Annotated in this window: 21 protein-coding genes; 10 read left to right on the plus strand and 11 right to left on the minus strand. The window is 46.4% G+C overall.

The features are described from left to right. Nucleotides 1-20: 20 nt before the first annotated feature. Nucleotides 21-305 (minus strand): DUF1496 domain-containing protein, encoded by a 285-nt coding sequence (locus C3B51_RS10925; RefSeq protein ID WP_130245062.1) that lies wholly within the window; start codon nt 303-305, stop codon nt 21-23. Nucleotides 306-457: 152 nt separating this feature from the next. Between C3B51_RS10925 and C3B51_RS10930 the strand changes: the two genes are divergently transcribed. Next, nucleotides 458-688, plus strand: a complete 231-nt coding sequence (locus C3B51_RS10930; protein ID WP_010381049.1) for a TIGR02647 family protein — start codon at nt 458-460, stop codon at nt 686-688. Nucleotides 689-736: 48 nt separating this feature from the next. Here the strand turns inward: C3B51_RS10930 and maiA are convergent, their stop codons facing one another. Next, nucleotides 737-1,369, minus strand: a complete 633-nt coding sequence (gene maiA / locus C3B51_RS10935; protein ID WP_130245063.1) for a maleylacetoacetate isomerase — start codon at nt 1,367-1,369, stop codon at nt 737-739. Between the two features lie 123 nt (nt 1,370-1,492). After that, nucleotides 1,493-2,788, minus strand: coding sequence for a homogentisate 1,2-dioxygenase (gene hmgA / locus C3B51_RS10940; RefSeq protein WP_046004281.1), 1,296 nt, complete (start codon nt 2,786-2,788; stop codon nt 1,493-1,495). 127 nt (nt 2,789-2,915) lie between these two features. On the opposite strand from hmgA, the gene C3B51_RS10945 reads away from it, so the two are divergent. After that, entirely contained in the window at nt 2,916-3,347 is a 432-nt protein-coding gene (locus C3B51_RS10945; protein WP_130245064.1) for a MarR family winged helix-turn-helix transcriptional regulator, read from the plus strand. Between the two features lie 95 nt (nt 3,348-3,442). On the opposite strand, the gene C3B51_RS10950 is transcribed toward C3B51_RS10945, so the two are convergent. Then, the gene (locus tag C3B51_RS10950; RefSeq protein WP_130245065.1) at nt 3,443-6,601 is read right to left on the minus strand and encodes a TonB-dependent receptor; all 3,159 of its coding nucleotides are present in this window, start codon (nt 6,599-6,601) and stop codon (nt 3,443-3,445) included. A gap of 47 nt (nt 6,602-6,648) precedes the next feature. Beyond that, nucleotides 6,649-7,488, minus strand: coding sequence for a S1/P1 nuclease (locus C3B51_RS10955; protein ID WP_130245066.1), 840 nt, complete (start codon nt 7,486-7,488; stop codon nt 6,649-6,651). Nucleotides 7,489-7,913: 425 nt separating this feature from the next. Here C3B51_RS10955 and C3B51_RS10960 point away from each other — a divergent pair, with 425 nt between their 5' ends. Continuing rightward, nucleotides 7,914-8,606, plus strand: a complete 693-nt coding sequence (locus C3B51_RS10960) for a phosphate/phosphite/phosphonate ABC transporter substrate-binding protein (protein ID WP_240479468.1) — start codon at nt 7,914-7,916, stop codon at nt 8,604-8,606. Continuing rightward, nucleotides 8,596-9,516 carry a hypothetical protein gene (locus C3B51_RS10965; protein WP_240701889.1) on the plus strand — a complete coding sequence of 307 codons (921 nt, stop codon included), beginning with the start codon at nt 8,596-8,598 and terminating at the stop codon, nt 9,514-9,516. The genes C3B51_RS10960 and C3B51_RS10965 overlap by 11 nt, the downstream gene beginning before the upstream one ends. 45 nt (nt 9,517-9,561) lie before the next feature. On the opposite strand, the gene ushA is transcribed toward C3B51_RS10965, so the two are convergent. Next, a complete protein-coding gene (gene ushA / locus C3B51_RS10970; protein ID WP_130245068.1) occupies nt 9,562-11,163 on the minus strand; it encodes a bifunctional UDP-sugar hydrolase/5'-nucleotidase UshA in 1,602 nt (533 codons plus the stop codon). Nucleotides 11,164-11,232: 69 nt separating this feature from the next. Next, entirely contained in the window at nt 11,233-11,418 is a 186-nt protein-coding gene (locus C3B51_RS23915) for a hypothetical protein (RefSeq protein ID WP_125781553.1), read from the minus strand. 293 nt (nt 11,419-11,711) lie between these two features. On the opposite strand from C3B51_RS23915, the gene C3B51_RS10980 reads away from it, so the two are divergent. Together C3B51_RS10980 and C3B51_RS10985 are read left to right on the plus strand one after the other, a co-directional pair. Then, nucleotides 11,712-14,588 (plus strand): insulinase family protein, encoded by a 2,877-nt coding sequence (locus tag C3B51_RS10980; protein WP_130245069.1) that lies wholly within the window; start codon nt 11,712-11,714, stop codon nt 14,586-14,588. A gap of 52 nt (nt 14,589-14,640) precedes the next feature. Next, nucleotides 14,641-15,159 (plus strand): GNAT family N-acetyltransferase, encoded by a 519-nt coding sequence (locus tag C3B51_RS10985; protein ID WP_125718262.1) that lies wholly within the window; start codon nt 14,641-14,643, stop codon nt 15,157-15,159. Nucleotides 15,160-15,162: 3 nt separating this feature from the next. On the opposite strand, the gene C3B51_RS10990 is transcribed toward C3B51_RS10985, so the two are convergent. Genes C3B51_RS10990 through C3B51_RS11005 form a run of 4 tightly spaced genes read right to left on the minus strand, consistent with a single transcriptional unit; the run spans nt 15,163 to nt 19,487 of the window. Beyond that, a complete protein-coding gene (locus tag C3B51_RS10990) occupies nt 15,163-15,765 on the minus strand; it encodes a PqiC family protein (RefSeq protein ID WP_125718260.1) in 603 nt (200 codons plus the stop codon). Beyond that, a complete protein-coding gene (gene pqiB / locus C3B51_RS10995) occupies nt 15,765-17,423 on the minus strand; it encodes an intermembrane transport protein PqiB (RefSeq protein WP_130245070.1) in 1,659 nt (552 codons plus the stop codon). Before pqiB ends, C3B51_RS10990 begins: the two co-directional genes overlap by 1 nt. Further along, the gene (locus C3B51_RS11000; RefSeq protein WP_125718256.1) at nt 17,416-18,624 is read right to left on the minus strand and encodes a paraquat-inducible protein A; all 1,209 of its coding nucleotides are present in this window, start codon (nt 18,622-18,624) and stop codon (nt 17,416-17,418) included. Before C3B51_RS11000 ends, pqiB begins: the two co-directional genes overlap by 8 nt. Before the next feature lie 59 nt (nt 18,625-18,683). After that, nucleotides 18,684-19,487 carry an acyl-CoA thioesterase gene (locus tag C3B51_RS11005; protein ID WP_130245071.1) on the minus strand — a complete coding sequence of 268 codons (804 nt, stop codon included), beginning with the start codon at nt 19,485-19,487 and terminating at the stop codon, nt 18,684-18,686. Nucleotides 19,488-19,704: 217 nt separating this feature from the next. Between C3B51_RS11005 and dnaK the strand changes: the two genes are divergently transcribed. From dnaK to C3B51_RS11025, 4 genes are all read left to right on the plus strand, one after another. After that, entirely contained in the window at nt 19,705-21,627 is a 1,923-nt protein-coding gene (gene dnaK / locus C3B51_RS11010; RefSeq protein WP_130245072.1) for a molecular chaperone DnaK, read from the plus strand. A 225-nt stretch (nt 21,628-21,852) separates the two neighbouring features. Next, on the plus strand, nt 21,853-22,983 hold the full coding sequence (gene dnaJ / locus C3B51_RS11015) for a molecular chaperone DnaJ (RefSeq protein ID WP_125718250.1): 1,131 nt from the start codon (nt 21,853-21,855) through the stop codon (nt 22,981-22,983). A 436-nt stretch (nt 22,984-23,419) separates the two neighbouring features. Then, a complete protein-coding gene (locus C3B51_RS11020) occupies nt 23,420-23,878 on the plus strand; it encodes an aminoacyl-tRNA deacylase (protein ID WP_125718249.1) in 459 nt (152 codons plus the stop codon). A gap of 256 nt (nt 23,879-24,134) precedes the next feature. Further along, entirely contained in the window at nt 24,135-26,387 is a 2,253-nt protein-coding gene (locus C3B51_RS11025; RefSeq protein WP_130245073.1) for an acyl-CoA dehydrogenase, read from the plus strand. Nucleotides 26,388-26,432: the final 45 nt, after the last annotated feature.

Consider the following 26,432-nt stretch of genomic DNA (forward strand, 5'->3'; position numbering starts at 1 on the left):
TGTTCGTTCATTAAAAGTCGCTAGTGTACCCTGATTTTGCCTTTCATTTCTACTCTGACGGGGTCGCCGTTTTTATCGAGCTTAAGCCACATTAGGGGGCTCTGCGGTTGGTTTTTATAGCGGTATGAGCAGACGTAGAGCTTATCAGCCTGTTTGATGACTGACCCTTCTGTATATCTCAAGTCCTGATACCAACATACGCTTTGAAGTTGTTCAAGATAGAGATTGGTTTCGTTACCAAGGGCTGTCCCTTTGAGTGGAATCAATAAAATTGTAAATAAAAAGCAAATTAGCTTATTTTTCATGGCATAACTCCGAGTTCCAGCTAAATTTAAGGGGGAAAGCTAATGTACTATACACCTTAGCTATTGGTAATGTTCTGGCAAGACTTTTTTGGCTGGCCAGTGGCAGTAAATTATGCAGAAGTTGGGCCTGTTTTAAGGTCTCAGGAGGGAATATGGCATTTGATGAAAAACTAATGGCTGAGCTGGAGTTGCTGGTGAAGTTTCCACGCAGCAGTTTGCATCAGGGGATAAAAATACACAAAAATGCAGACCAGGATATTTTGTCGGCGGCAGAGCGCTTGTATGCCAAGGGCGTAATTGATCAACCTGACGGTGGATATTTAACAGATTTGGGACACGATCTATTGGTGCATCTGGATCAGGTGCACAGTGCACTTAAGTAGTGCCAGAGGTGGTCAGGAGCGCATTTAAAGCGCTCCTGAGTTTTATTTTTATTTGGGCGCGTCCGGTTGATTTTCCGGTGCTGCATCTGAAAACGCTGACAGTGTGTTACAGTGCTCATAAATACGCGCAATGTTTGGAAACTCGTCCATGTCTACTTTGAAGCGTAAGGCATTGTAGACCTGAGGGACCAAACATACATCAGCAAGCGTTGGCTTATCACCAAAGCAAAACGCACTGTTGTCATCCAGCATAGTTTCCAGCTTTTTAAACCCTTCAATTACCCAATGGCGATACCAAGTGTTCTTTTGCTCATCGGTAACAGCCAGTTCATTGCTTAGGTATTTCAATACTCTGAGGTTATCGATCGGATGAATATCGCACGCTATGGCATAGCAAAAGTTGCGGATCTGCGCTTTTTCCCAGGGATCTGCTGGCAGTAGTGGGGTTGCTTCATATGTTTCCTCGAGCCATTCTAAAATGGCTAAAGACTGCGCCAGCACGCCCTGGTCCGTTTCCAGTGCGGGGAGCAGGCCTTGGCCATTTTTACTCAGATAATCAGCGCCTTGTTGTTCGGATTTTAGCAGATTAACGGGCACAAGCTCATGATCCAGTGCCTTTAGGTTGAGTGCTATCCGCACTCGGTACGCGGCAGAGGAGCGAAAATAAGTATACAGTTTCATGGTTGATCCTTTTGTTCACGACGTAGGTTAAGTTTTTGTATTACCAGTTTAGTATTCGAGGTGAATTAAACACGGCGAAAAGCGGGCATATCGCCCGCTTTGTTTTCCATGTGCTATTTTAACTTAAGCACCTTTGTAATACTTTTTAATGCCTTTCCAGCAATCAAGATAATTTGGCTGGCGTTCTTTGCCCTCAAGGGCATACTTGGTTGGAGAAATGACATAACGCGACTCGAACATAAAGGCCAATGTATTTTCATAACGTTGTGGCTCTAATTCCGCGTTCGATGCCTTTTCAAATACGTCGGCTTCAGGACCATGCGGCGACATGCAGTTATGTAAACTCATACCGCCAGGTACAAACCCGTGCTCCTTCGCATCGTAAACACCTTCTATCAGACCCATAAATTCGCTCATGATATTGCGATGGTAGTAAGGTGGACGGAAAGTGTCTTCTGCAACCATCCAGCGTGGCGGGAAGATCACAAAGTCAACGTTAGCAACACCAGGTGTACCGGACGGGGAAGTCAGTACCGTGAAAATCGACGGATCCGGGTGATCAAAACTCACTGTATTCATCACATTAAAGCGGGCCAGGTCATATTTATAAGGTGCACTGTTACCTGTCCAAGCAACCACATCTAGTGGAGAATGTCCGATATCACAACGGAACAAATTACCGTTGAACTTGGCAACCAGTTCAAAATCACCTTCCAGATCTTCAAATGCCGCCACCGGATAAAGGAAATCGCGTTCATTGGTGTAGCCATTTGCACCAACAGGGCCGCGCTCAGGTAAAATGTATGGGTTGCCATAGTTTTCGCAAATGTAACCTCGTACCTGTTCACTCAGTAACTCAACGCGGAACTTGATACCACGCGGGATCACCGCGATTTCGCCAGGCTTAATGGCCAGCTTGCCGCACTCAGTATGTAGCACTAATTCACCCATCTGAGGGACAAAGAGTAGCTCACCATCTGCATTGTAGAAGTAACGGCCTTCCATTGAGGCGTTCGCAACATAGACATGGATCCCGATACCGGCCTGACCGTTAGCGCTACCATTGGCTGCCATAGTGACCAGGCCATCGATAAAGTCAGTTTTTTCAGCGGGTACTTCTACCGGATTCCAGCGCAGCATAGTGGGTGGGGTGGGCACTTCAGTGATAGGCGCTGTACGTAGCAAGCCATTGTCCATTGCCTGATAATCACCCTGTACCACCGAAGGGCGAATTCGGTAAAACCAGTTTCTGCGATTCTCAGCGCGAGGTGCCGTGAAAGCTGTGGTGTTGTACTGCTCAGCATATAAATCATATTTTACTTTTTGTGGTGAAAACTGGCCGACTGGCAGGGCGCCGGGCAGGGCCTCGGTCTCAAATTCATTACCAAAACCACTCATGTACTCGAATTCTGCACTCATTTTGCATAGACTCCGTTGATGTTTTTTGTAAAGATACTCTCATGTGAGAGTATTTTCAATCTTTGACTGATATTCATGTGTAAATTTTTATATACAGATATGCGGCAGATGTACCCGGAGCTTGATAATGGCGTTTGATATTAATGAATTTCTTCCCTACCGCATGGTGAGACTGGCCAATGCCATGAGTGAGGCCTTTTCTGAGGTGTATGAGCGCGCCGGGCTGACCATACCTCAGTGGCGAGTGTTGGTACATCTGGCTCAGCATCCGGGGGCAACCGCCAAGCAGTTGTGCGACCTGGCGAGCATGGATAAATCAACGGTATCAAGAGCCATCAAACAATTACAGCAGCAGGATATGCTGGTCGCAAAACAAAGCGAAACCGACAAACGAGCGACTGAAATGTCTTTAACACACACTGGGAAGGCTTTGTACGAAGCGCTAACGCCGCAGGCGCTTGATTGGGAAAACAAGTTGTTGAGTGAGCTAAACACCGATGAAAAACAAGCGTTACTGGCGATGATGCAAAAACTCGAAGGTCGTTTTATTTCTCAATAGTTCGTTAGTCACAATGTTAATTGAACGCAGTATTGGAACAAAAAAAGGTCAACCGAAGTTGACCTTTGAGATTATCTAATTACGTGTTTTAGATATTAGAAAGTGTACTTAACGCCTACACGCATTTCCCAAACAGACGCATCTTTTTGAATTGAAGGCTGTACTGAGTCCGCGTTAAAGCCAGAGTATACGAATCTACCATCAACATTGTTGACTCTAACAATGTTGTTACCCACAAAGTTACCTTTGCGCATAACACCCCATTCGTCATTCAGTAAGTTAGTCAGGTTGTCTATTACGAAGAAGACTTCACCTTTGTGACCATCCATCAGGCCGGGAAGTTCTTGAGTCACTTTAAAGTCAAACTTAACCAACCAGTCGGCATTTTTAGAGTTACGAGCTACGATTTGGCCACGCTCAAGACCTTCCGCTGCAATAAAGTCGTTAAACTCTTTTAGCTCTTCAGCAGACATGTCGTATTCTACGTTTGGATCGTTTTCAAGTGGTACGTAAATTAGTTGACGACCTGAACGGTTCCAGCTTGAATCGCCCCATGTATACGTGCCTGTTTTTCTATCATTTCGATACAGGTAGCTATATGGCTGGCCTTCACTCGCTTGTCCAAACAGGTTGAACTTAGTCGCGTAACCGTCGAAGAACTCATGCTTATAACCTAACTGAAGTGTAAAGCGGTGTGGTACTTCATAGTCAGAAGTTGCCAGACCAGGGTTAGTTGGGTTACTGACTGCAAGGTTGCCGTAGTTAGAGCCTGCAGTAGAGCTAGTCATTGGGTTTACGTCTTTTGAATCAGTGTAAGCATAAGACAATGTGAAGTTGATTCCATTCTCATAACGCTTAGCAACAGAGAAAGACAGAGTCTGCGCTTCACCGTCGTCACCTGAGACGTTGGTCAGCATGTAGTCGCCTGAACGAGAGTCATTCGAGTCATATGCTTCGATGATAGGGCGACCGTCAAATGTTGTTTTACCTGAGTCTTTCAGGGCAACATCAATAACCAGTGCTGAATCACGCTTCTTCGTGTATAGCCAGTCTGCGCTGAATACATACTCATCTTCTGTTGTATAAGTTGCACCAAGGGCAAACTTCCACTCTGAAGGCAGTTCGAAATTAGGCGCAATAAAGTTTACGGCACCGTCACCTGCGCCCACAGTTTTACCAGCTACTTCATCAAACATTTCCTGAGGTACATCGAAGCCAGCGGTACCACCATTGAAGTTTGTGAACGTTGCCCCAGCCAGGTTGTAATCGCGACGAGATGTGCCGATTTGTGTTACACCGTCATTTGAGTAAGAGTTAGACACCCAAACGTTCGGGTTACCACCTGAGTACAGGCCGACACCGCCGCGTAGTTCTAGTGCGTCGTCAACGTACCAGTTGAAACCTACACGAGGTTGCACAAGGTCGATACCGTCCATATTTTTACTGTTATCGAGTGGCATACCATCTGCCGTTACATAACGCTTGCTAAAGTTTTCATTTTTGGTGGGGCGGTCATCACTGGTGTATTTGTCATAACGTAAACCGAATGTCAAAGTCGCATCAATATCAGTGAAGCTGTACTCATCCTGGATGTAGAATGTATGCTGCTGATAAGAGAATGATGCCGCGACATCATCCGGGTTGTTTGTGCCAGCCGCGTTATTATAGTCAATTTTAGAGGCTACCTGGTTTTCAAAATTTTCAATAGAGTCAAAAACGAACTCACCTTGCGTTTGTTGCATAAACAGATTGAAAACGTTGAGGTCTTCGTATTCATAGCCTGCTGTGATGGTATGTTGGTCCAGATAGTATGTACCAGCTAGCTTCAGTGTGAAGTTATCCCAATCCAGGTCATTGGAGTGGCGAGAGTCATCAGGGCCGAAGTAAACTGTACCTTCACCGACAGTATCAACCTGGAACTCACCAAAACCGCTTGCCGCATCTAACGATTGCTGGCGCGCGTCAAGGTCAGATTTTCCAACACGTACTTCTGTAGAGAAATCGTCATTCCAGTCAGAGTAGACTGAAGCAACGATAGACGTGAACTCAGCGCCTTGCTCATAGAAGTGGCTACCAAGAGATAACTTATTACTGGCCTGGTCAGACTGGTCTAGTCTGAAACCATCATTGTAGTTATACACTAGGTTTGCACGGTGAGAATCATTGATGTTCCAGTCGAGCTTAACGAGTAGTTTCTCGTCTTCTACTGGCATACTTGGTATCATGCCACCAACATCGTAACCATACTTTTCAGCTGCAATTTTTGTGATTCTGTCAATATCGTCGCGGGTAACAGTTTTTTCTAATGCTGAGTACTGGAACTGCTCTACACCCTCTAGCTTTTCGTAAGAAGTGAATAAAAATAGCTTGTCTTTGATCACTGGTAAACCCACGTTGAAACCGTAGCGCTTCTCAGTGTAGTTACCTGGGTCAAACTCTTCGCCGTCTGCTTTGTCACCTTTCATTGAATCGCTGGTGTAGTCGTAGAACACGCCACCGTGGATTTCGTTAGAGCCTGTTTTGGTTACGGCGTTGATGTTACAAGAGGTGAAGCCACCGTACTGAACATCAAATGGTGCCAATTCAACAGCCACTTGCTCGATCGAGTCGAAAGAGAAAGGTGCGCGAACAGTTGGGTAACCATTTGAGCTCAGACCAAAGTTGTCGTTCATACGAACGCCGTCTAGTGTCAAGCTGTTGAAGCGAGGGTGGCCACCACCACACTGGATTGCGCCGCGGCTTTCGTCAACATAGACTCGTGGATCGGCACGAACAATGTCTTTTAGATCACGGTTGATAGCTGGCGCTTCTTGTAGATTTTCTAGAGTGAACGTTGCAGCAGGACCTGTACCACCAGACATTTGGCTGATAGGACGACCAGTAACAACGATCTGTTCCATGCTTGATTGCGGCTGAAGTTGAACGTTTACAGGGTACTCAGAGCCCAGAGATAGGTAAACGTTTTCCAGCAGCTGATCTTCATATTTGTTTGAATCAACGATAATTTGGTAAGGACCACCAACGCGCAGACCCTTGGCACTGAAGTAACCCGCATCGTTTACACTTGTGACTTTAGTTGAGCCAGTTGGTAAGTGCATGATCGTGATAGTTGTACCTACGGCAGGGTTGCCGTTAGGGCCAACGATCTGACCTTTTACAGATGAAGATGTTTCGTTAGCGAATGCAGCACCACTAGCGCCAATACCTGCAATAACTGCAAGCGATAGAGCCGTTTTGCGTAGTTGCGTTTTCATTATGTTGTTTCCCGTGTTATAGGTTTATTAAATAATCATCGTCAAGGTCACTTGGCTGCTTTTAGAGCAGTGTCAAGTGGCCTTGAATTTTTGTCAAAAATTTGGTTTAGCAATCCTGCCAGTCTTATCCCGCCGTGAAGTAGTCGAGACTTAACAACGGGGGTGTACCTGTAAATATACCCCCAACTGATGTCAGTTTCATTGCTGTCATAAATCTTTTCAGCTATTTGATTAGATTCCAAAAGCCAGTCGGCAGGGCGGCTGTTTAACATTTGTGCGATTTTCTGTTTGTCGCGGGTAAGAATAAAGTCACTGAGCTCGCGATAGGATAAAGATTGGTGCTCAATGAGTTTTGTATCGAATACGGAATGCAGGTTAGTCTCCTCTTTAAAAAAGGTGACTTTAATTAAATTACCACCGCGGTCTTCGCTGCGCCCTGCGTGAAATGGTTGATGCGCATCGCCGACCAAATGAACCAGGAACTTTAAAGCAAATTGCTTGTCTTCTTTAGTAGCTTTTGGATTTTGTAGTGTGGAAACGGAATAATTGATGCCATCCAGGATGTGTGATACCTGATGTTTATGCTCAACAGCTTGATTATCGTGCTGCGCTATTTTGCTGGGATCTTTGATATTGATGTAGTGCCACTTACCAGATTGTTTTTTCCAGAAGTCGTCAGGGCTGGATCGCATTTCGTCTGCCCAGGTAGACACTTCGGCCAGTGAATCTTCAGCTAACAGGGCTTTTACTGCTTTCTCGGCTGCCGGGGTCAGGTGTTGTTGGGCTAACTCGCCAACCACTCTGTGACCATTCATACCCCAGGACCAGGCGCTGGTGCTTATCAGCAATGCGGACAGCGCTAAACCCTTTAAAGAAGCTAGTAACATCAAAATCTCTCATTACCCAAACTGGGTATTGTTTACACGTTTGGAATGCGGCCAATTGTCCGGATTTTTCAGAAAAAGAAAAGGACTCAATGAGATTCATAATTTCTTGTTAATAAAGTAGGTAAAACATGGGTTTATGTCTTTTTGGTAAGTTTACCTATTGCAATAAGTAAGAAAAATTGATCTAATATAGGGGCGCGCAACCTAAGAAATACGATGTTTTGAAAAATAATCACTCTCTAAGCAATAAAACAACTATTGTTACAGTTTTGTTTCTCTCAGTCTGGTGCTGTTGGTTACTTGCCAGTAACCTCACTGGCAAGCCTGTTGGTGAACTGCCAAAGCTGGTCGAAAGTAGCGTCTCCTGTAAGACACGTTCAACCAGTAATATGGCTGTTTTTAGGGTTCATGTTCCGGTCGAGCCATTGGCTCGCAGACTCGCGCCAGCACTGTGTGGCGACGATGTGGTCGCAAAGCAGTACGGGCAAGTTGAAGTGCGCTACAGCGGTGAGCTGGCTGAACAAATCGACTACATCGCAAAGGGGCTCGCTGATCTGACACTGTCTAAAGATAATGTCATGGCAGCGCTAAAAGCCCAGTCGACCTACAACTACATGCCAGTCGTGGGCTATCCGACCTATACCGCCTTTTTTATCTCAACTCGCGAAAAGCCAAGATTAGACAAAGCCTATTTTTTGGATAAAAAAATTGGTCTGCTGGATTATCCCACCAGTCGTTCTGGCCACATCATACCCAAGCAAATGTTTAAGCGGCTTGACTTAGATATGCGTGTACTGGATATCCAATACGTCAGCTCTCATCAGGTGCTCAGAGAAAAACTCTCATCCGGTGAGCTGGACATTATTGCAACGTATTGGCAAGAGAGTGATGAAAGTCGCTTCTCGGCCAATTACATAACCCCTATTGGTGAAAACATCAGCGGCAGCCGCTGGTATATGAAAATGGACGTAGACAATACAGATCTGGCCTGCGCGTTACAGCAGCAATTGCAACAAGTCGCAAAAAATAACGGCTCAAGTTATTTCGATGAACTTGATTTGTACTGGCAATGTAATGAATTACCTGTTTATTTTCTTGGAGAAACAGATGAGTCGTAAAACGGGTATACTTGCATTTATTGTTTACAGTGTCATTTTCTTGCTCATTTTTACCATTGCGCATGAGCAGGCAATCCGACATACCATTGCACAAGACCTGGACAGCATTAAACTCAGAGTCGCGCTGGATAAGAATCGCCTTCCCATTGCTGACCCTGTCCTGAATTACGCAGGGGACGCGACACGCGTTCAGGCATATATAGATCTGCTAAACGACAATTTGCAGAAGAAGACCAGTCGGATCCGAATTGTTAATATCTCCACCAGTAATGGAGACATCTCAGCGAACCAGTTGCTGTTATCCGGCCCGGAGGGCGCTACAGTTATAGGCTATCGGGCTAATACCAGCCACAATCAATGGCTGTATATCATCCCCTTATTAATTGCTTTGCTAAACTTGGCATTTTATAAATCGGTTTCCAGAAAAAGAGAGCAGGCAAAACGACAAACTGCCACAACTATGGCCACAAAGCCTCAACCACAGCATTTGGTTATTGACCTGTACTCCAAAACATTGTGCCTGAGTCGTGATAAAACTTGTCAGGTTCAGCTGGCGAACAAACCACTGTGTTTCTATCTCGCTTTACTGGAGTTTTGCTTGCAAAATCCACAAGTCTCATTGAATCAAAATAAAGACGTGCCTGAGGAGTTACTGGATATTGCTGATAAATATTTTCATCGCTTAGTTGCACTGGGCCACACCATCAGAAAGCGCCCCAACTTCTCCAATAGTCTGGAGAAGACGCTAAGTGAGATCCGCGCAGCTCTGGATGAATTGCTGACGCATCAACCCGACTTGAAAATCAAGCTCTATCCTCCAAAGGCGCATGGGGAAGGGTCACGCTCTAAGTTGCACAGCTATGGTTTAACAGCTTTAAGTGTGGATGACGTAGAAGTAATAGGGAAGTAAAAACAGAGGCGGTGCATACCTTGTGTACCGCCTCTGACAAAGTGTTTACAGTGCTGAACGTTTGATAGGTGAGTGTCGTTCAATGTAGTCTTTGAGAACCTGAGCATCTGTACTATCGGTTGCTGTGAAACCGGGTAAATCCGTTAATACCGGGTAACCGTCTCCGCCTGCCGCATTGTAACTATTAATACTCATGCGATAGGTTTTACCAGGTTCAACAGGCTTGCCCTGAATTTTCAGGTTAGTTAACTTGTCGCCCTTTATATCGAACTCAATACCGTGATATTGCAAGTAAGCGCCTGAGTCAGGTGGAAAACGACTGACCACAGACAGGTAGTCAATCAGCTGCTCAGCGCGCCAATCGATATAGGTAATGCGATTTCTGAAAGGATGCACTTTTAGAATATCCTTGTAGCTCACTTCACCTGCCTTAATACTGGCACGGATCCCGCCGCCACTGATAAGGCCAAAGTCGGCGCCAACCGCGGCCATTTGGGCCTTTATCACTAAGTCACCCAGCGGGCTTTGTTTGAAACGCACTGTGTTTCTTCGGCCATCCAAAAAGGCGTCTACTTCGCCAACGGCACCTGAAATTTTGCTTTCACCCGCTTTTTGATAAGGTGCGAGGAAAGCCTTTATTTGGGGGTCATGTTCGATATAGTTGGTTGCCCATTGCCCTTGCTCATCTTTGAGGTTAACGGGTAATAATTCGTAGCTTTGTAGCGTTTTTTTGCCTTGTGAAATCTCAAACACGGCCTTACCTACGTATTTGCCCCACTCATGCGCCTGCATGATCCAGATGCCGTTTTGCTGGTCTGGTTGACAGGCTTTGCCAGGTACATATGCAACGTCTTCTGCGCCACTTGCGTCAATACACACAGGCTCCTGCGAGTGACCTCCGATGATCATGTCCAGTGTGCCGGCCGGGACATTGCGCGCAAGCGTGACATCACCTGGTGCGTTAATACCGAAAGCGGCATCATGATAATGGCCCATGTGAGTGACTGCAATTGTGACGTCCGGGCTATATTTCGCTTTGATTTGCTTGGATAGCTGCGCCGTGACGGGGGCTGGGTCTACGAAATCCAGACCACCGACAAACTCTGGATTAGCGATTTTCACCGTATCAACTGTGGTCAAGCCAATGATGGCAATTTTCAGCCCTTGCTTTTCGATGACTGTATACGGCTGATAGGCGGGCTCACCATTGTGCTTATGTAAAATGTTGGCCGACAGCAGTGGAAAGTTGGACCAACCAATTTGTTTATCCAACACATCCAGCGGGTTGTCGAACTCATGATTGCCGATGGCCATGGCATCATAGCCAAGCAGGCTCATGCCCTTAAAGTCGGGCTCAGCATGTTGCAGGTCAGATTCTGGTACGCCTGTATTGATATCACCTCCGGAGAGTAATACCACACTGTGACCTTTGGCGTGAGCTTGTGCTCTAAGTTTGTCCAGTAAGGTTTTCCTTGCTGCCATGCCATACTCACCATCTTCATTGTGCCAGAAGCGACCATGGTGGTCATTGGTGTGCAGGACAGTTAGGTAGCGGACGGTGTTGTCAGCGGTTTGGGTTGTTGTTTGTTGTGTAGAATTACAGGCTGTCAGCGACAGCGCTAAAAGCGAAGGTATGATAAAGCGCATAGATTTACTTCAATGGGGACGAACTATGCGCTCTAGTTTAAACTAAAAGCTCGAAGTAAACCTAGCTCATTATTGAACTTTTGATTTCATTCTTGAGTCACAGACTGCGTTGTGTCTGCGAGTGAGCTCATCTTTAGCCAGTGCCTGTTTAGCATGGCCAGTCGCGACCATCCAGTTTAAAAAGCTTGCGGGTAGTTTGCAGTAAGGTTCGCCACTGTGTAGCCCGAAATCGCAGATCGGTTGATGAATGTCCATTATTTGCCCCTGATGATCTGTGTTTATGATTATATTTCGCACCCAATGTTATCAAATGGATAAACTTTTGTGATAAAAAATTCTTTTAACTTTCTCTCCTGTTATAACTAATAAGTATAAGATTAGGCCAGAAGAGAGATTGTATGTAGATGGGAAATCGCTTAGAACGCATCTTAAGTTCCTAAAATACTTGATGGATATTGAATTTTACCGAGGATAGATGGTAGCGTTTGAGTATCTAGCATGGTCCCAGACAAACCGAGACCAGACTCATTTTTTAAGATGGATAGTGAATGAAAAAAACTATGGTAGTGGTCAGCATCACGCTGGCGTTGTTATCCGGATGTGCGGCAACTCAATACGGAGCAGGCCAGTCATCGACTGTAGCTGAAGCCACCTCACTTGTTGTGAGCCCGAATGATAATCGACAATATAAGACGTTGACATTGTCGAACGGCATTGATGTTATTCTTGTCTCAGACCCTGAAGTTGAGAAATCAGCAGCTGCGTTAAGTGTCGGAGTAGGTTTGCTGCACGATCCGATGTCGCAGCAGGGCATGGCACATTATTTAGAGCACATGTTATTTTTGGGAACGGAGCGCTTTCCTGACACGCAGGGCTACAAGGACTTTATGAGTCGCAATGGTGGCTCACATAATGCGTATACTTGGTTAGATATCACTAACTACATGTTCAAAGTAAACAATCAGGCATACGATGAGGCGTTGGATCGCTTTTCGGACTTCTTCAAGGCACCCAAGCTCTACCCCGAATACACAGAAAAAGAGAAAAGTGCGGTGAATGCGGAATGGTCGATGCGCCGTGAGCTAGATTTCTTCGGGCAGTATAAATTGTCGCGCAGTATGATGGGCACACACCCAGCTAATCGGTTTTTGATAGGTAACCTGGAAACCCTGGGCGACAAACCCGGCAGCAATTTACATCAGGAAACCGTTGCTTTTTACAATAAATATTACTCTTCAAACATTATGAAACTGGCGATGATATCCAATCTGCCACTCTCAGAAATGACTGAAAAGGCACAGCGGCACTTTGCTTCGATTGAGAATAAGCAAATTGAAACGCCTCAGGTTGACGACTCGTTAGACTTTTCGAAATTGGGCAAAAAGCGTATCCATTATGTGCCGAATGAAGACGTAAAAACACTGAAGCTGGATTTTACGATTGCCAACAATCGCGACGAATTCGCGTTCAAACCTAATTATTTTGTCACTTACCTGTTGAGCAACGAGATGCAGGGCAGTCCGGCACAAGTCCTCAAACAAAAAGGCTGGATCTCTGAGCTGACGGCAAGTGCCGCGCCGGATCTGTACGGCAACTATGGTACCATGTCGGTCGATATCCAACTGACAGATCTGGGCATGCAGCATCGTGAACAGGCGGTTGCTATCGTGATGCAATATATCTGGCTAATCAAAGAGCAAGGAATTGATGCTAAGTACTTTAAAGAAATAAAAACCGCTCTTGCCAACCAGTTTCGTTTCTTAGAGCGTGGTGATGAGTTTAGTTACGTATCAAATCTTGCAGACAGCATGCAAAAGTATCCGCTGAATAATGCGATTAACGCGCCATACTTTTTTGCTGACTTTAACGAGCAAGCAGTCAAAGATGTACTGGCGCAATTAAATCCCCAGCGCCTTCGTGTCTGGTATATCAGCAAGCAAGAGCCTCACGATCAGCAGCTGCACTTTTATGATGGTCGCTATAAGGTCGTAGATATTCCACAACAAGAAATTGCGTCATGGCAAGCTGAGCCCGCCCCAGAGTTGGCGCTACCGAGCGTTAACCGGCTGCTGCCGGAGCAGTTTGACATTGTCACTCAGGACGAGGCATCAAAAACGGTTAACAAGATTTATCAGGATAATTCGGTGGCCGTTTGGCAAAAAACCAGTGATAAATATAGCGAACAACCAAAGGGTCGCCTGCAAGTTCATATAAATTCTCCGCTTACTTTAAACAGCGTGCAGGTGCAGGTGGCTGCAGCACTGTGGGCAGACTTGTATGCGATAGACAAAGCCAAGCTGCAAACGGAAGCCGCAGTCGCTGGCATGGGGATGCGCATGAGTGTCAACAATGGCCTATTGCTGACATTGTCAGGGTTTACAGACAAGCAGGGCGTACTGCTGTCTCAGTCGTTAGAAGGTTTGAAAGTACAACCTACTGCCAAACAGCTTGAGCAGGCCGTTGATCGTTTTGTCCGTGATATTCAGAATCAACGCCAACAGTTTCCTTTTTATCAGGCATTTGGCCGTTACCAATCTTTGGTTCGTTCCGGTAACTTTGATGAAGAAGTTCAGATTGAAGCCGCCACTAAAATGACCCTGGATACCTTCCTCGAAGCTCAAAATGCACTGTTAAATCATCATACAGTCCGTATTTTTGGTTATGGTAACTACAACAAAGACTTCCTTGCAGAAGTAGTAAAAAAGGTAAAAGACACACTTAACAAGCCGGCAGAGCATAATGACTATGTACGAGCCCGCTTTTTGCAGCCACAGGCCAAAGAAACCTTGGTGTGGCAACAGGACAGTGAAACCGCGGATGTCGCGATTGTTGATATGTTTGTGCATCCACTGCCCGGATATCCGCAAAAAGCGGCGGCGCTGATCTTAAAGTCTCATCTGAGCAGCCACCTGTTTAATGCACTACGCACGGAAGAGCAACTCGCCTATGCAGTTGGGGCTGTCGCTCAGAGTATTGATGAGCACTCTGCATTAGGATTCTACATCCAGACACCGGTGTTAGATGTACAGTCAATGCAGGCAAGATTTGACCGCTATCGCCAGGAGTATGCCCAGGCACTCAAAGCACTCGATGAAGAGACCTTTGCACAACTCAAGCAGGCTGCTTTGTTGTCTCTTAAGGAAGTACCTAAAAACCTGGCAGAAGAGTCTCAGCCTATTTTGAGCGACTGGTATCGCGATAACTTAGCGTTTGATTCAAAAGCCAAGTTAATTGCTGCAACAGAGCAGGTAACACTGGCGGATATTCAGTCTTATTATGAGTTAAGTATGCTTAATGCAGATGCTGCAAGGTTGAATGTGCAGATCCGAGGTAAGAAGTTTGCCGACAAACCCTTTGCTACTTTAGAAAATGCAATAAAAATCAACTCGATGACGGAGCTTTATAAAAAAGCGCGTTTTGAGTAAATGACTGCTATTTTGTGGGGCATATAGCCCCACTTTTTAAGGATGTATTCATATGTCTGATATCGTAACGCATACAGAGCGATTGATTATCCGCAGAGCGCAAATCACTGATGCTGAGTTTATCTTCGAGTTGCTCAACCAACAAAGCTTCATAGATAATATTGCTGACAAGCAGATCCGAACTTTAGCTGACGCCCGAAAGTATATTGAAAGTGCTTTTTTCACGCCTTACGACTCGCGCTCGCCAAGTCCTTATATTGTGACCCTGAATGACGGTACTGCCATCGGCATTTGTGGCTTGTATCAGCGTCCTTATCTGGCCTTTCCCGATTTGGGTTATGCTTTTCTGGACAGGTATTGCGCGAAAGGTTATGCCTTTGAAGCGGCAGACGCGTTACTCTCATTTGTACATCGATGTGGTAAATATCAGGCGCTTGGCGCGATCACAGCCCCAAATAATCTGGCCAGTAATAAGTTACTGACCAAGTTGAACTTTGTATTAGTTGGTACGCTTGAATTGGCGCCAGATATGGGGCTGACCAACTTATACTTTAAGCAGCTACGTGATTAGCGTTTACTTGCCCAGCTCTGTATGCAATTGGTCCATTAACTTACGCCAGTTTATCTGATGGGCTGAGACCAACGCATTGAAGCCATCCTGTGAGAGTGCAGATTGGAACTCAAAATGTCTTACATGGCGTAATTCGTTGCCATTTTCTGTGATTTGATATAAATGCCAGGCGCCCCTTAAAATGGCGCCTTGTTGATAGTGACCTGCCAGATCAGACACTTCAATGAGCAACCTGTAGTCTCCAGGTTTGGTGTCGCTGGCATGGGCCGAAAGTACAGGGAAGAAACCTGCATTATTCAGTGAGCTGAGTGTTTCTTTGGTTAGCAATAGCTTGGGGTGCTCTGCCCAATAGTGGTAATTCGCAATGTGTACCTTATGTTGCGCTATATATTGAATAAGCGCCTGCTGATCAGCCACGCCTATGATATTTACCTGATCTACATAGACCCGATGCGTATTGGTCTTGTGAGTAGGCCCTGTGTCTGCGTCACTGGTTTGGCTGGGGGTACCCGGTGCTGAGTCAAACCGGTAGTATTGATACTGGGCCGGATCTGAGCCTGCGCACCCAGTTAAAAGGATCACCAATAATCCGATGACGGCCTTCATTAGCGCTGCTTCCTGGGTTCAGGGTCAGCTTGTATTTCCTTATCGAACAACAACATGCTCGGTTGTTCGTTAAGCCCTTTTGAAACGGGTTTGAGTGAATTGCTCAGACTCTCCAGCTCTTGTAGGGTATCTGTCAGCTGCTCGACCATGCCAGAGCCTTTTTGGTAGTTGTTGAGCGTTTTCTCAAATTGTTTCAGACTCGCTGTGAGTTGCGCCAGCGTTCCTTGTAGTTGTGTTAAATTCTTTTCCACTTTCTCTGATACTTTCGTTGTGTTGAAACTATTTACCAGTGCCTGCGTTTCGGCTGCTAATGCACTAAACGCCTGCATTGTTCTTTGCGCCTCTATGAGCGAGTTGTCCAGCGGCAGTTTGTTGAGTTTATTCAACAAGGCCATGACTTGCTCAGATAAGGCCGTAAACCCGCTCGGAACACTTGGTAATACGGGGTACGCGAAGTTCATACCTAAACTGGTCTGAGGGGTTGAGTTGTAAAAATCAAGTTCTATATATACCGCACCTGTTAAAATATTACCACTTTTTAGTGATGCTCTTAGGCCATTTTTAATCCATTGTTCTATATTTTCTTGCCAGTATTGCTTAGCTTTCGCATCGACTTCGTAAATGCGGCCATACTCAATTTTAATCAGCACTGGGATGGAGGTGTTACCCTGCTGAAAGTAGAGCGGTTGCCCATTTCGTTCTAACCTGGCTGGCACTTGCTCGACGGTGCCTACTCTCATACCCCGGTATTCCACTGGTGCACCTGGCTTAAGGCCTCGGATTGATTGTTCAAATTCTACCAAGTAGTGATCAAACAAATCAAAACGCCTTTCCAGCGCAACGGCAAAATTTTGATGCAACGTAAAGGATTTATCTTCAGTAGCTGCTTCTCCTGCACTTTGGCCCGGTGGATAATCGACAGAGATCCCCCCTTTAATCATTTTTGCAAGTGAACCCGTGTTGACGTTAATTCCTTCACTGGTCAGAGATAATTCGACCCCTGAGTTGATCCAAAAAATGGCATTGTGGGTGATGAGCTTGTCATAAGGAGAGTGGATGAAAATACCATATTCCATTTGTAAGGAGTCGGTATTGAACACCGCACTTTCTATCTGGCCAATATGGTAATTGCGAAAGAAAATCCCGGTCCCGACATCTAACACTTCTCCAGTGGTGGAGCTGAGCTGATAACGCAGGCCTTCTATATCGGTAGAGACCAATGCGGGTTGCTCCTGAAGCGTGTAAAGGCTGGTTCGCTGTTTGCTCTCTCCCGGCAGCAACTCAATATAGACACCTGATAACAGTGTGTTCAGTCCACTGATCCCTGATTGATCAATGCGTGGTTTTACTATCCAGAATTTGGCGTCCTGAGTTAACAAGTTATCATAGTGTTTGTCTATGCGGACCGTTGCGACTACGGCTTTGTGCTCTACTTGCAGGCGCAACTCTTCGACGATGCCGATTTTAACACTGCGCACTCTAATCTCTGTTTTGCCAGCGATAACACCGTCCGCATTTTTCATTTTTATGTAGATTTGGTGGCCCTTGTTTTGCTGATGCTGATATAGCATCCAACCGGTGATCAGAACGGCCAGTAAGGGCACTACCCAGATAACAGAAAGCCTGGGCTTGGGCTCGATATGCGCTTCTTTATTCATATTTATTTAAAGAGTCCCAAAGTAAACGAGGGTCAAAATTGTTCACAGCAAAGATTTGACAAATGACCATGGCGGTAAAAAAGACGATACCCGGCTGTGGCTCTACGCTCAGTACAGTACCAAGCTGTACAAGAGAAACCAAGAGGATCACGACGAAAACGTCGATCATAGACCATTTACCCACCGCTTCAAGGGCACGGTAAAATTTGGCGGTCACTTTTGGGTTTACCGGATGCCTTACCCGGTATAGCAAATAGAACAGCGTACCCGCTTTTATCAGAGGAATACAGATGCTGGCAATGAAAATCACGATAGCGATGGGATAGGAGCCATTTTGCCATAGCACCTCAACACCACTGTAAATGGTGGCAGGGGTGTGCAGCCCCAGGTTAATGGTATCCATGATTGGAAAAGACAGGGCGGGCACCATAAACACCAAGGAGGTGAGCATCCAGGCGGCGCTGCGCGCCACAGAGTTATTTTTACGGTAGCGTAATTTGGCCAGGCAGCGCGGACAGTGCTCACTGCGACTGATTTGTTGACACACGTGACATTGCTTTAGGTTTTGTGTGCTTGCGCGTTTGGCACAGTGCTCAATACTGGGGGTAAAATGCGCTTGCTGCAGTTGCCATAACTGATGCTGACTCAGCAAAGACAGGGTTTCTATAAAGCACAATACAAATAAAATATAAGCCCAAAAGCCAAGGCCAACTTCGATTTCGGCGAAGGTGGTTAGTTTAAATGCACTGATCAGCACGGCGACCAGGAAAATGTCGGCCAGGTTGAGTGGCCTCAGCGCCATAATAAACTTGGCGACTGCCCGGGCGTTGTGCGGATTTAGCTTTTGCCAAACAGGCGTATGTACTAACAGGATAAGGCCACTGGCTAAGAGGGGTAATATCAGGATGCTGGTACTTAATAACGCGGCTAAAAACACACTATATTGCTCGGCGAGTTGCATAATGGCGGCCATCAAACTGATGGTTTGTTTCATGCCATGCTGCGAGTAAGAAATAAAATCTGGTTGCAGGCTCAGCAACAAAAAAATAATAGAGGATAGGCTAAATGCGGCTATCCACTGTGCATAGTTGCGCACAGTGGTGGCCAGCACATTACCACAGTGCGGGCAAACAGCGCGCTGCTGCTCGCCCAAATCTCGAATGGATACTAAAAAATCACAATGCTGACAGGCAACTATCACTGTTTGAATATACCTAAACTTACTCCTGTCACATAGTGTGAGTGACTCAGGCGTATTAATCAACTGTCAAATACAGCGACGGTTTGCCTGCTCAGTGCCAGCAGTTTGCCATCTTGTGAGAAGAGCTTAGCATCTTCAATGGCATAACCATGCTCAGCCTGGTGAGTCACCGCCTCCATTGCAAACCACTCATCACCCGGTAATGCAATATCATCTAAAAACTCGATATACCACGACATGCTGCTCGCAGGCGTTGGTCCTTTACACAATTGCAGCAACGTGGGTGGCCAGGCATCGGCCAGTGCAAGTAAATGTAGTACTGATAGGTTTGGCTCGGCAGGCGCCTTGAATTTCATCCAGCCTCCTATGTTACTCGAGCTTGCCGCGCTAAAAGGCAGGGCGCCTTGTTGCAGATTAAGGTCGAGGTGCTGGATAAAGGTAGGCATCACTCCTTCTATATAAGGTAGCGTTTGCTTGTCATTTAGCTCTGTTAAGGTACAGGTATCTTCGGCGGGCACTGTGATTGCCGAAGTGCGAGGTTTACCAAAACAAGCCAGTGCAACAAGGCAGACCTGATCATTCTGAGTAATGGTGGTTTGCATTTGAGTGGCATTTTTTCCTGATCTGAGCAGCTGCGTGTTGAGCTCAAATGGTTCTTCACTCAACAGCGGGCCGACAAAATTACAGCTAAAAGAAAGCAGGCGTCTGTCTTGCTCTGTGAGTTGATGCAACATGCTTTGCAGCATCAGGGCCGCTGAAAGGCCGCCAAACACCGTTCTGCCTTGGCCCCAGCTGGCTGGTAACGAAAGTTGGGCCTGCGCGTTTTGCAAGGCAGGCTGAGAAATAAGTTGATCAAGTGTCATCGTGTTTACTTTTGGTTTGTTTTTAATGTTTCTTATCTGGTCATACCAGGTTTAAAAAGTCAAATTTCGGCGTTTTTTGATGAAAAAAACGGCATGGCGAAAAAATTTCAAAAAAAATCACTTTTTTTTTGTTGTGACGCTTGAATTACAAATTGCCGCCCCTATTTATCAAGTCATCTAACAGAACAACGAATTTTTGAAGTCGGAGAAGATTCACATGGGTAAAATTATTGGAATCGATTTAGGTACTACTAACTCTTGTGTAGCGGTACTTGATGGTGATAAGACACGCGTTATCGAAAACGCTGAAGGGGATCGTACAACGCCATCGGTTATTGCATTTACCGAAGAGGGCGAAACGCTAGTAGGTCAACCGGCAAAACGTCAGGCTGTGACTAACCCTCAGAACACACTGTATGCAATCAAGCGTTTGATCGGTCGTCGTTTTGAAGACGAAGAAGTACAGCGCGACATCGGCATCATGCCATTTAAGATTGTTAAAGCTGACAATGGCGATGCCTGGGTTGAAGTACGTGGCGAAAAGCGTGCAGCACCTCAGATTTCTGCTGAAGTCCTGAAGAAAATGAAAAAGACTGCCGAGGATTTCCTTGGCGAAGAAGTAACAGAAGCGGTAATCACTGTTCCTGCTTACTTCAACGATTCACAGCGTCAGGCAACAAAAGATGCCGGTCGTATTGCTGGTCTTGATGTAAAACGTATCATCAACGAGCCAACAGCAGCGGCACTTGCCTACGGTATGGACAAAAAACAAGGCGACAACGTTGTTGCAGTGTATGACTTAGGTGGTGGTACATTCGATATCTCAATCATCGAGATTGATGAAGTTGAAGGTGAGCACACATTCGAAGTACTGGCGACTAACGGTGACACGCACTTAGGTGGTGAAGATTTCGATAACCGCGTAATCAACTACCTGGTTGCTGAATTCAAAAAAGACCAAGGCATTGACCTGAAAACTGATCCGCTGGCAATGCAGCGTGTGAAAGAAGCAGCTGAAAAAGCGAAAATCGAGCTTTCATCTGCACAGCAAACTGAGGTTAACCTACCTTATGTTACTGCTGACGCAACAGGTCCTAAGCACATGAACGTGAAGTTGACGCGTGCAAAACTTGAGTCACTAGTTGAAGACCTGGTTGCACAGTCTATCGAGCCGCTGAAGCGTGCACTGGCTGACGCAGACTTGTCTGTAAGCGACGTTAATGACATCATCCTGGTAGGTGGTCAAACACGTATGCCACTGGTACAGAAGAAAGTTGCTGAGTTCTTTGGTAAAGAGCCTCGTAAAGACGTTAACCCTGATGAAGCGGTAGCCGTTGGTGCTGCGGTTCAAGGTGGTGTACTTGCTGGTGACGTAAAAGACGTACTACTGCTAGACGTTTGCCCTCTGTCTCTGGGTATTGAGACTATGGGTCAAGTAATGACTGCGCTGATTGAGAAAAACACGACTATTCCTACTAAGAAGTCGCAAACTTTCTCAACAGCAGAAGACAACCAGTCTGCGGTAACTATCCATGTACTGCAGGGTGAGCGTAAACGTTCAAGCGACAATAAGTCTCTTGGCCAGTTTAACCTGGAAGGTATTCGTCCTGCACAGCGCGGCGTACCGCAAATCGAAGTAACCTTTGACATTGATGCGGATGGCATCTTGCATGTATCCGCGAAAGACAAAGACACAGGTAAAGAGCAGAAGATCACGATTCAGGCGTCTTCAGGTCTGAGCGACGATGAAATCGAAAAAATGGTTCGTGATGCAGAAGCGAATGCCGAAGAAGACAAGAAGTTCGAAGAGCTGGTAGGCGCTCGTAACCAGGCTGACGCTTTGGTTCACGCGACTCGCAAGCAAATTGAAGAAGCTGGCGACGACTTACCTGCTGACGACAAAACAGCAATCGAAGCGGCACTGTCTGAGCTGGAAACAGCGATTAAAGGCGAAAGCAAAGAAGAAATCGATGCTAAGACCCAGGCACTTGCAGAGAAGTCTCAAAAGCTGATGGAAATTGCTCAGGCGAAAGCGCAGGCGCAACAAGCTGGCGGCGCTGATGCAGGTGCACAGCAAGCAAACAAAGCTGACGACGATGTAGTAGATGCTGAGTTTGAAGAAGTAAAAGACGACAAGTAATTGTTGACTTGTAAGCGCACACAGGCCTAGCCTGAGGTGCTAAACAGGGCCTGTTTATCCTTCAAGTTCTCGCGAATGGCAAAGGTAAGCAGGCTCTGACGTATTTAAATTAGAGCGGATAAGTGGAAGAACAGAGGCACTAAGCCTCATCTGTGGCACAATTAAACACCTATTCGCCAGGCGGTCATCATAGTGGCTGATCGCTCAGTAAGATGTGTGAGAACTATGTCAAAACAAGACTATTACGACGTTCTTGGGGTATCAAAAGACGCCGGTGAACGTGAGATTAAAAAGGCCTATAAACGCCTTGCAATGAAGTATCACCCAGACAGAACGGCGGGCGATGCTGAGCTGGAAGCAAAGTTTAAGGAAGTAAAAGAAGCCTACGAAGTCTTAACTGATAGTCAAAAACGCCAGATGTATGATCAATACGGCCATGCTGCCTTTGAACAAAACGGTGGTGCAGGCCATGGTGGATTTGGCGGCGGTGCTGATTTTGGTGACATTTTCGGGGACGTATTCGGTGATATTTTTGGAGGCGGCAGACGTCAGTCACGCCAACAGCGCGGAGCAGACTTGCGCTACAGCCTGGATCTGAGCCTGGAAGATGCTGTACGAGGCAAAGAGGTCGAGATCCAGGTTCCAACCTGGGTGTCCTGTAAGCCTTGTGATGGCAGCGGTGCAAAGTCTGGATCTAAGCCTAAGACGTGCTCTACCTGTCACGGTGCAGGACAGGTGCAAATGCGCCAGGGCTTTTTTGCGGTGCAACAAACCTGTCCTACCTGTCAGGGGAGCGGCCAGGTGATTGCTGACCCTTGTGATAGTTGCCATGGTCAGGGTCGCGTTGAGAAGACCAAAACTCTGTCTGTTAAAATCCCTGCTGGCGTTGATACAGGCGACCGTATCAGATTGTCAGGTGAGGGCGAAGCGGGTATGCATGGTGCGCCGGCTGGCGACTTGTATGTTCAGGTGAGCGTAAGAGAGCACCCGATCTTTGTCCGTGATGGTAATAATCTGTATTGCGAAGTGCCTATCAGTTACACCACAGCCGCATTAGGTGGTGAAATTGAAGTACCGACGCTTGATGGCAGAGCAAACCTCAAAGTGCCTTCTGAAAGCCAGACAGGAAAGATGTTCAGAATGCGCGGTAAAGGCGTTAAATCTGTGCGCAGCGGTGCTGTAGGCGACCTGATCTGTAAAGTTGTGATCGAAACACCGGTTAATTTGAATGACAGACAAAAAGAGCTGCTTAAAGAGCTTGAAGAGAGCATGGGCAGCGATGCAGGCAAAAACCGTCCAAAAGCGCAGGGGTTCTTTGACGGTGTCAAAAAGTTCTTTGATGACCTGACTAAGTAAGTACGTGTTTAACGTGTTTTCAGATTATTCTTGAGAAAAACAAACGGCGCTTAACGGCGCCGTTTTCTCTCAGTTTAACAGCATGAGATGATCCATATCCCCAGTACATTTACATGCCAGCACTGTTCGACTGTGTCCTGTTAAAAGAAGTCCATCGGTACAGCCCAATCGTTTACACTTGGACGCACAGGCCACACTGCTTTCCCAAAAGTAATACTCATTAGTCAAAAAAGATAATGCCACGTAGCTAACCGCACAAACGGCTGCGATACGAACAAGGTACTTGCTCATAACGACTCTCCGGCGCAATAATACAGTGCGTGTAGAGGTAATTAGACTTTAGTCTAAATTGGCGTTTTGTCTACCCTAAGTTGGGGTTATTCTCTATGACGCGCCATTGAACTTTTTAAGACAGCCAGATACAGGACTAAAAGGCATGACACCCGCTATCCAACTACTCAATAAGCACAAAGCCGGTTTCGATATACTCAAGTTTGACCACGACCCAGGCATCACAGATTTTGCTCAGGAAGCGACAGAAGCATTGGCTTTGGCACCGCAACAAGTGTTTAAAACTTTGGTTATCAGTGTTGATGGCCGACTCGTTGTTGCTGTCACACCCTCTACTCAACTGGTTGATTTAAAAGCTTTTGCTAAGAGCTGTAAGGGCAAAAAGGCGCAGCTTGCAACGCAGCAGCAGGCCGAAAATGCAACGGGTTATCAGTTAGGCGGGATCAGCCCGTTTGCACACAAAAAACGCTTACCTGTGATGTTGCACAGAACCGCACTCAATTATGAGGTCATCTATGTTAGCGGTGGTCGACGAGGCCTGGAGTTAGCGCTCAGTCCGGATACGATTAAAGCACTGTGTTCAGCTCAGGTTGCTGATTTTTAGTGCTTCTGTTGTTTATCCAATCCGTGCCCGTGCAACGGCGGGCAGCGAAAGTTTTCTCTTCGACACTTTTTTAGTATAAAAATCACTCAAAAAATCCAATTCAGCGAACACTTGTAAGCTATTAATTATTTAGAAATTTTTTAAACAACTCAGACCTTTCAGTAAAAAACCCGTTAAAAAGTAACGTAGAGTAATTGATCTAAACTGAATTTTGTGCCGTAATGTAGGTATATCAATCTGGTCGGATGAGTTTATTATGAGTTTAAGAACACAACTAAGAAAAATATTGCCAAGCATTTCGGTGACTGAACAAGAGGCACTCGATGCGGGTGATGTATGGCTTGAAGGCTCTATCTATCGCGGGAAACCAGACTTCGACGCATTGCGCGCGGTACCGGAAGCCAAATTAAGCAGTGAAGAGCAAGCGTTTTTGGATGGTCCTGTGCAAGAGCTAATGGCGATGATTGACGATTCTGTGATACAGAACGAAAAGCATTTGCCAGATCATATCCTTGAATTTTTGAAAAAAGAGCGTTTCTTCTCTTTGATCATTCCTAAAGAGTACGGTGGTCGAGAATTCAGCCCTTATGCAAATTCAACCATAGTGGGCACTATCGCAACTAAGTCTTCGGCTGTTGCCGTGACGGTAATGGTCCCTAACTCGCTTGGTCCGGGTGAATTGCTGATGCACTACGGCACCAAAGAGCAGCAGGCACATTACTTGCCGCGTCTTGCCAATGGCACAGATATCCCATGTTTTGCATTGACCAGCCCAGAGGCAGGCTCTGATGCCGGTGGTATCCCTGATCAAGGTATTGTTACTAAAGGTCAGTACAACGGTGAAGAGGTGCTGGGCCTGGAAGTCACCTGGGATAAGCGTTACATCACACTGGCGCCTATCGCAACCGTACTGGGGCTGGCATTTAAAGTGTTCGATCCGCAAGGGTTACTCGGCGGTAAAGAGTCACTGGGGATCACCTGTGCCCTGATCCCCAAATCGCACCCAGGTGTTGAGCTGGGCAATCGCCACGATCCTATGGGGATCCGTTTCTACAACGGTACTACACGTGGCGAAAAAGTCTTTATTCCAATGGATTTCATTATTGGCGGCCAACAGAACATTGGTCGCGGCTGGCAAATGCTGGTTAGCTGTCTTGGTGCTGGTCGTGGTATTTCACTGCCTGCGCTGGGTGTATCTACCAGCCAGGTTGCACTAAAATCAGCCTCTGAATATGCCGCGGTGCGTGAACAGTTTGGTCTGGCCATCGGCCAGTTCGAAGGTATTCAGGAAAAGCTGGCTGATATTGCTGGTAAAACCTACCTTCAGGAAGCCATGCGTGTGCTAACCACAGAAGGTTTGGGCATGGGTCTGAAGCCGTCGGTCGTAACCGCGATTGCGAAATATCACATGACGGAAACTGGCCGTGACGTACTGGACTCGGCAATGGATATTCTGGCTGGTAAAGCTATCCAGAATGGCCCGCAGAACACGCTGGCCAGTGGTTATGTTGCTCAGCCTATCGCAATTACGGTAGAAGGCGCTAACATACTTACTCGTAACCTGATGATTTTTGGTCAGGGTGTAATGCGCTGTCATCCATACCTGCAGTCTATGGTTGAAGCAATTCACAGCGAAGAAGCAAATGCCGACAAAACCTTTAACAAGATTTTGCGTCAAACCGTGGGCTACAGTGTGGCGAATAGCCTGCGTGCCTTTAAGCTGGGTGTGCTGCCATTTACAGCAAGCAGCAAGTCGAGTCTGCCTGAGGTACAACCTTACGAGAAGGCGGCACAGCGCCTGTCTGCTAAGCTGGCTGTTTATGCTGATTTCTCCTTGCTGGTCTTGGGTGGTAAGCTTAAGCAAGCTGAGATGCTATCTGCGCGTTTGGGCGATGTGATGAGCTATCTATACGCGGCTATGGCTTCGATTAAATATTACGAGCAGAAAGTAGCTGTAACTGACCGTGAAGCCGCTGCACCTTACTTCCACTACGCGACACGTTATGCGTTGGTTGAAGCGGAGCAAGCACTGCATAAATTCCTGGATAACTTCCCTGCACCAGGTACGCGTAAGTTTATGCGCGTGCTGACCATGCAGTTCAGCCATTCAATGCCACAGATCAACGACGACTTGGTACGTGAATTGGCGACGGCGGCACAGCTAGATACGGCGTTCAAAGCGCAATTGACACACCTGGTTAAGCCTCAAGCGGGCGATGGACACGATATCAACGAGCAGGCATACAAAGCGAAGATCGCGTGTCTGGACTTACTGGGTAAAGTTAAAAAAGCACTTAAAAAACGCGAAATCAAAGCGGGTGTACGCTTCTACGAAACGCTTGATAACGCCCTGATTGCTAAGGTTATCACTGAGACCGAATACGCACAGTTGATCGATTATAACCGCAAGCGTGAAAAAGCGATCCGCGTTGACGAGTTTGACTTTGATTTGAATTTGCTGGACGAAAACACCGCATCTGGCACAGTAAAATCTGTCGTTAACCAATAATACGAATTGTTAGTTAGTCTCTTAAAGCCCCGTTGATACGGGGCT

The organism is Pseudoalteromonas rubra, assembly GCF_004212645.1.
GTDB lineage: Bacteria > Pseudomonadota > Gammaproteobacteria > Enterobacterales > Alteromonadaceae > Pseudoalteromonas > Pseudoalteromonas rubra_G.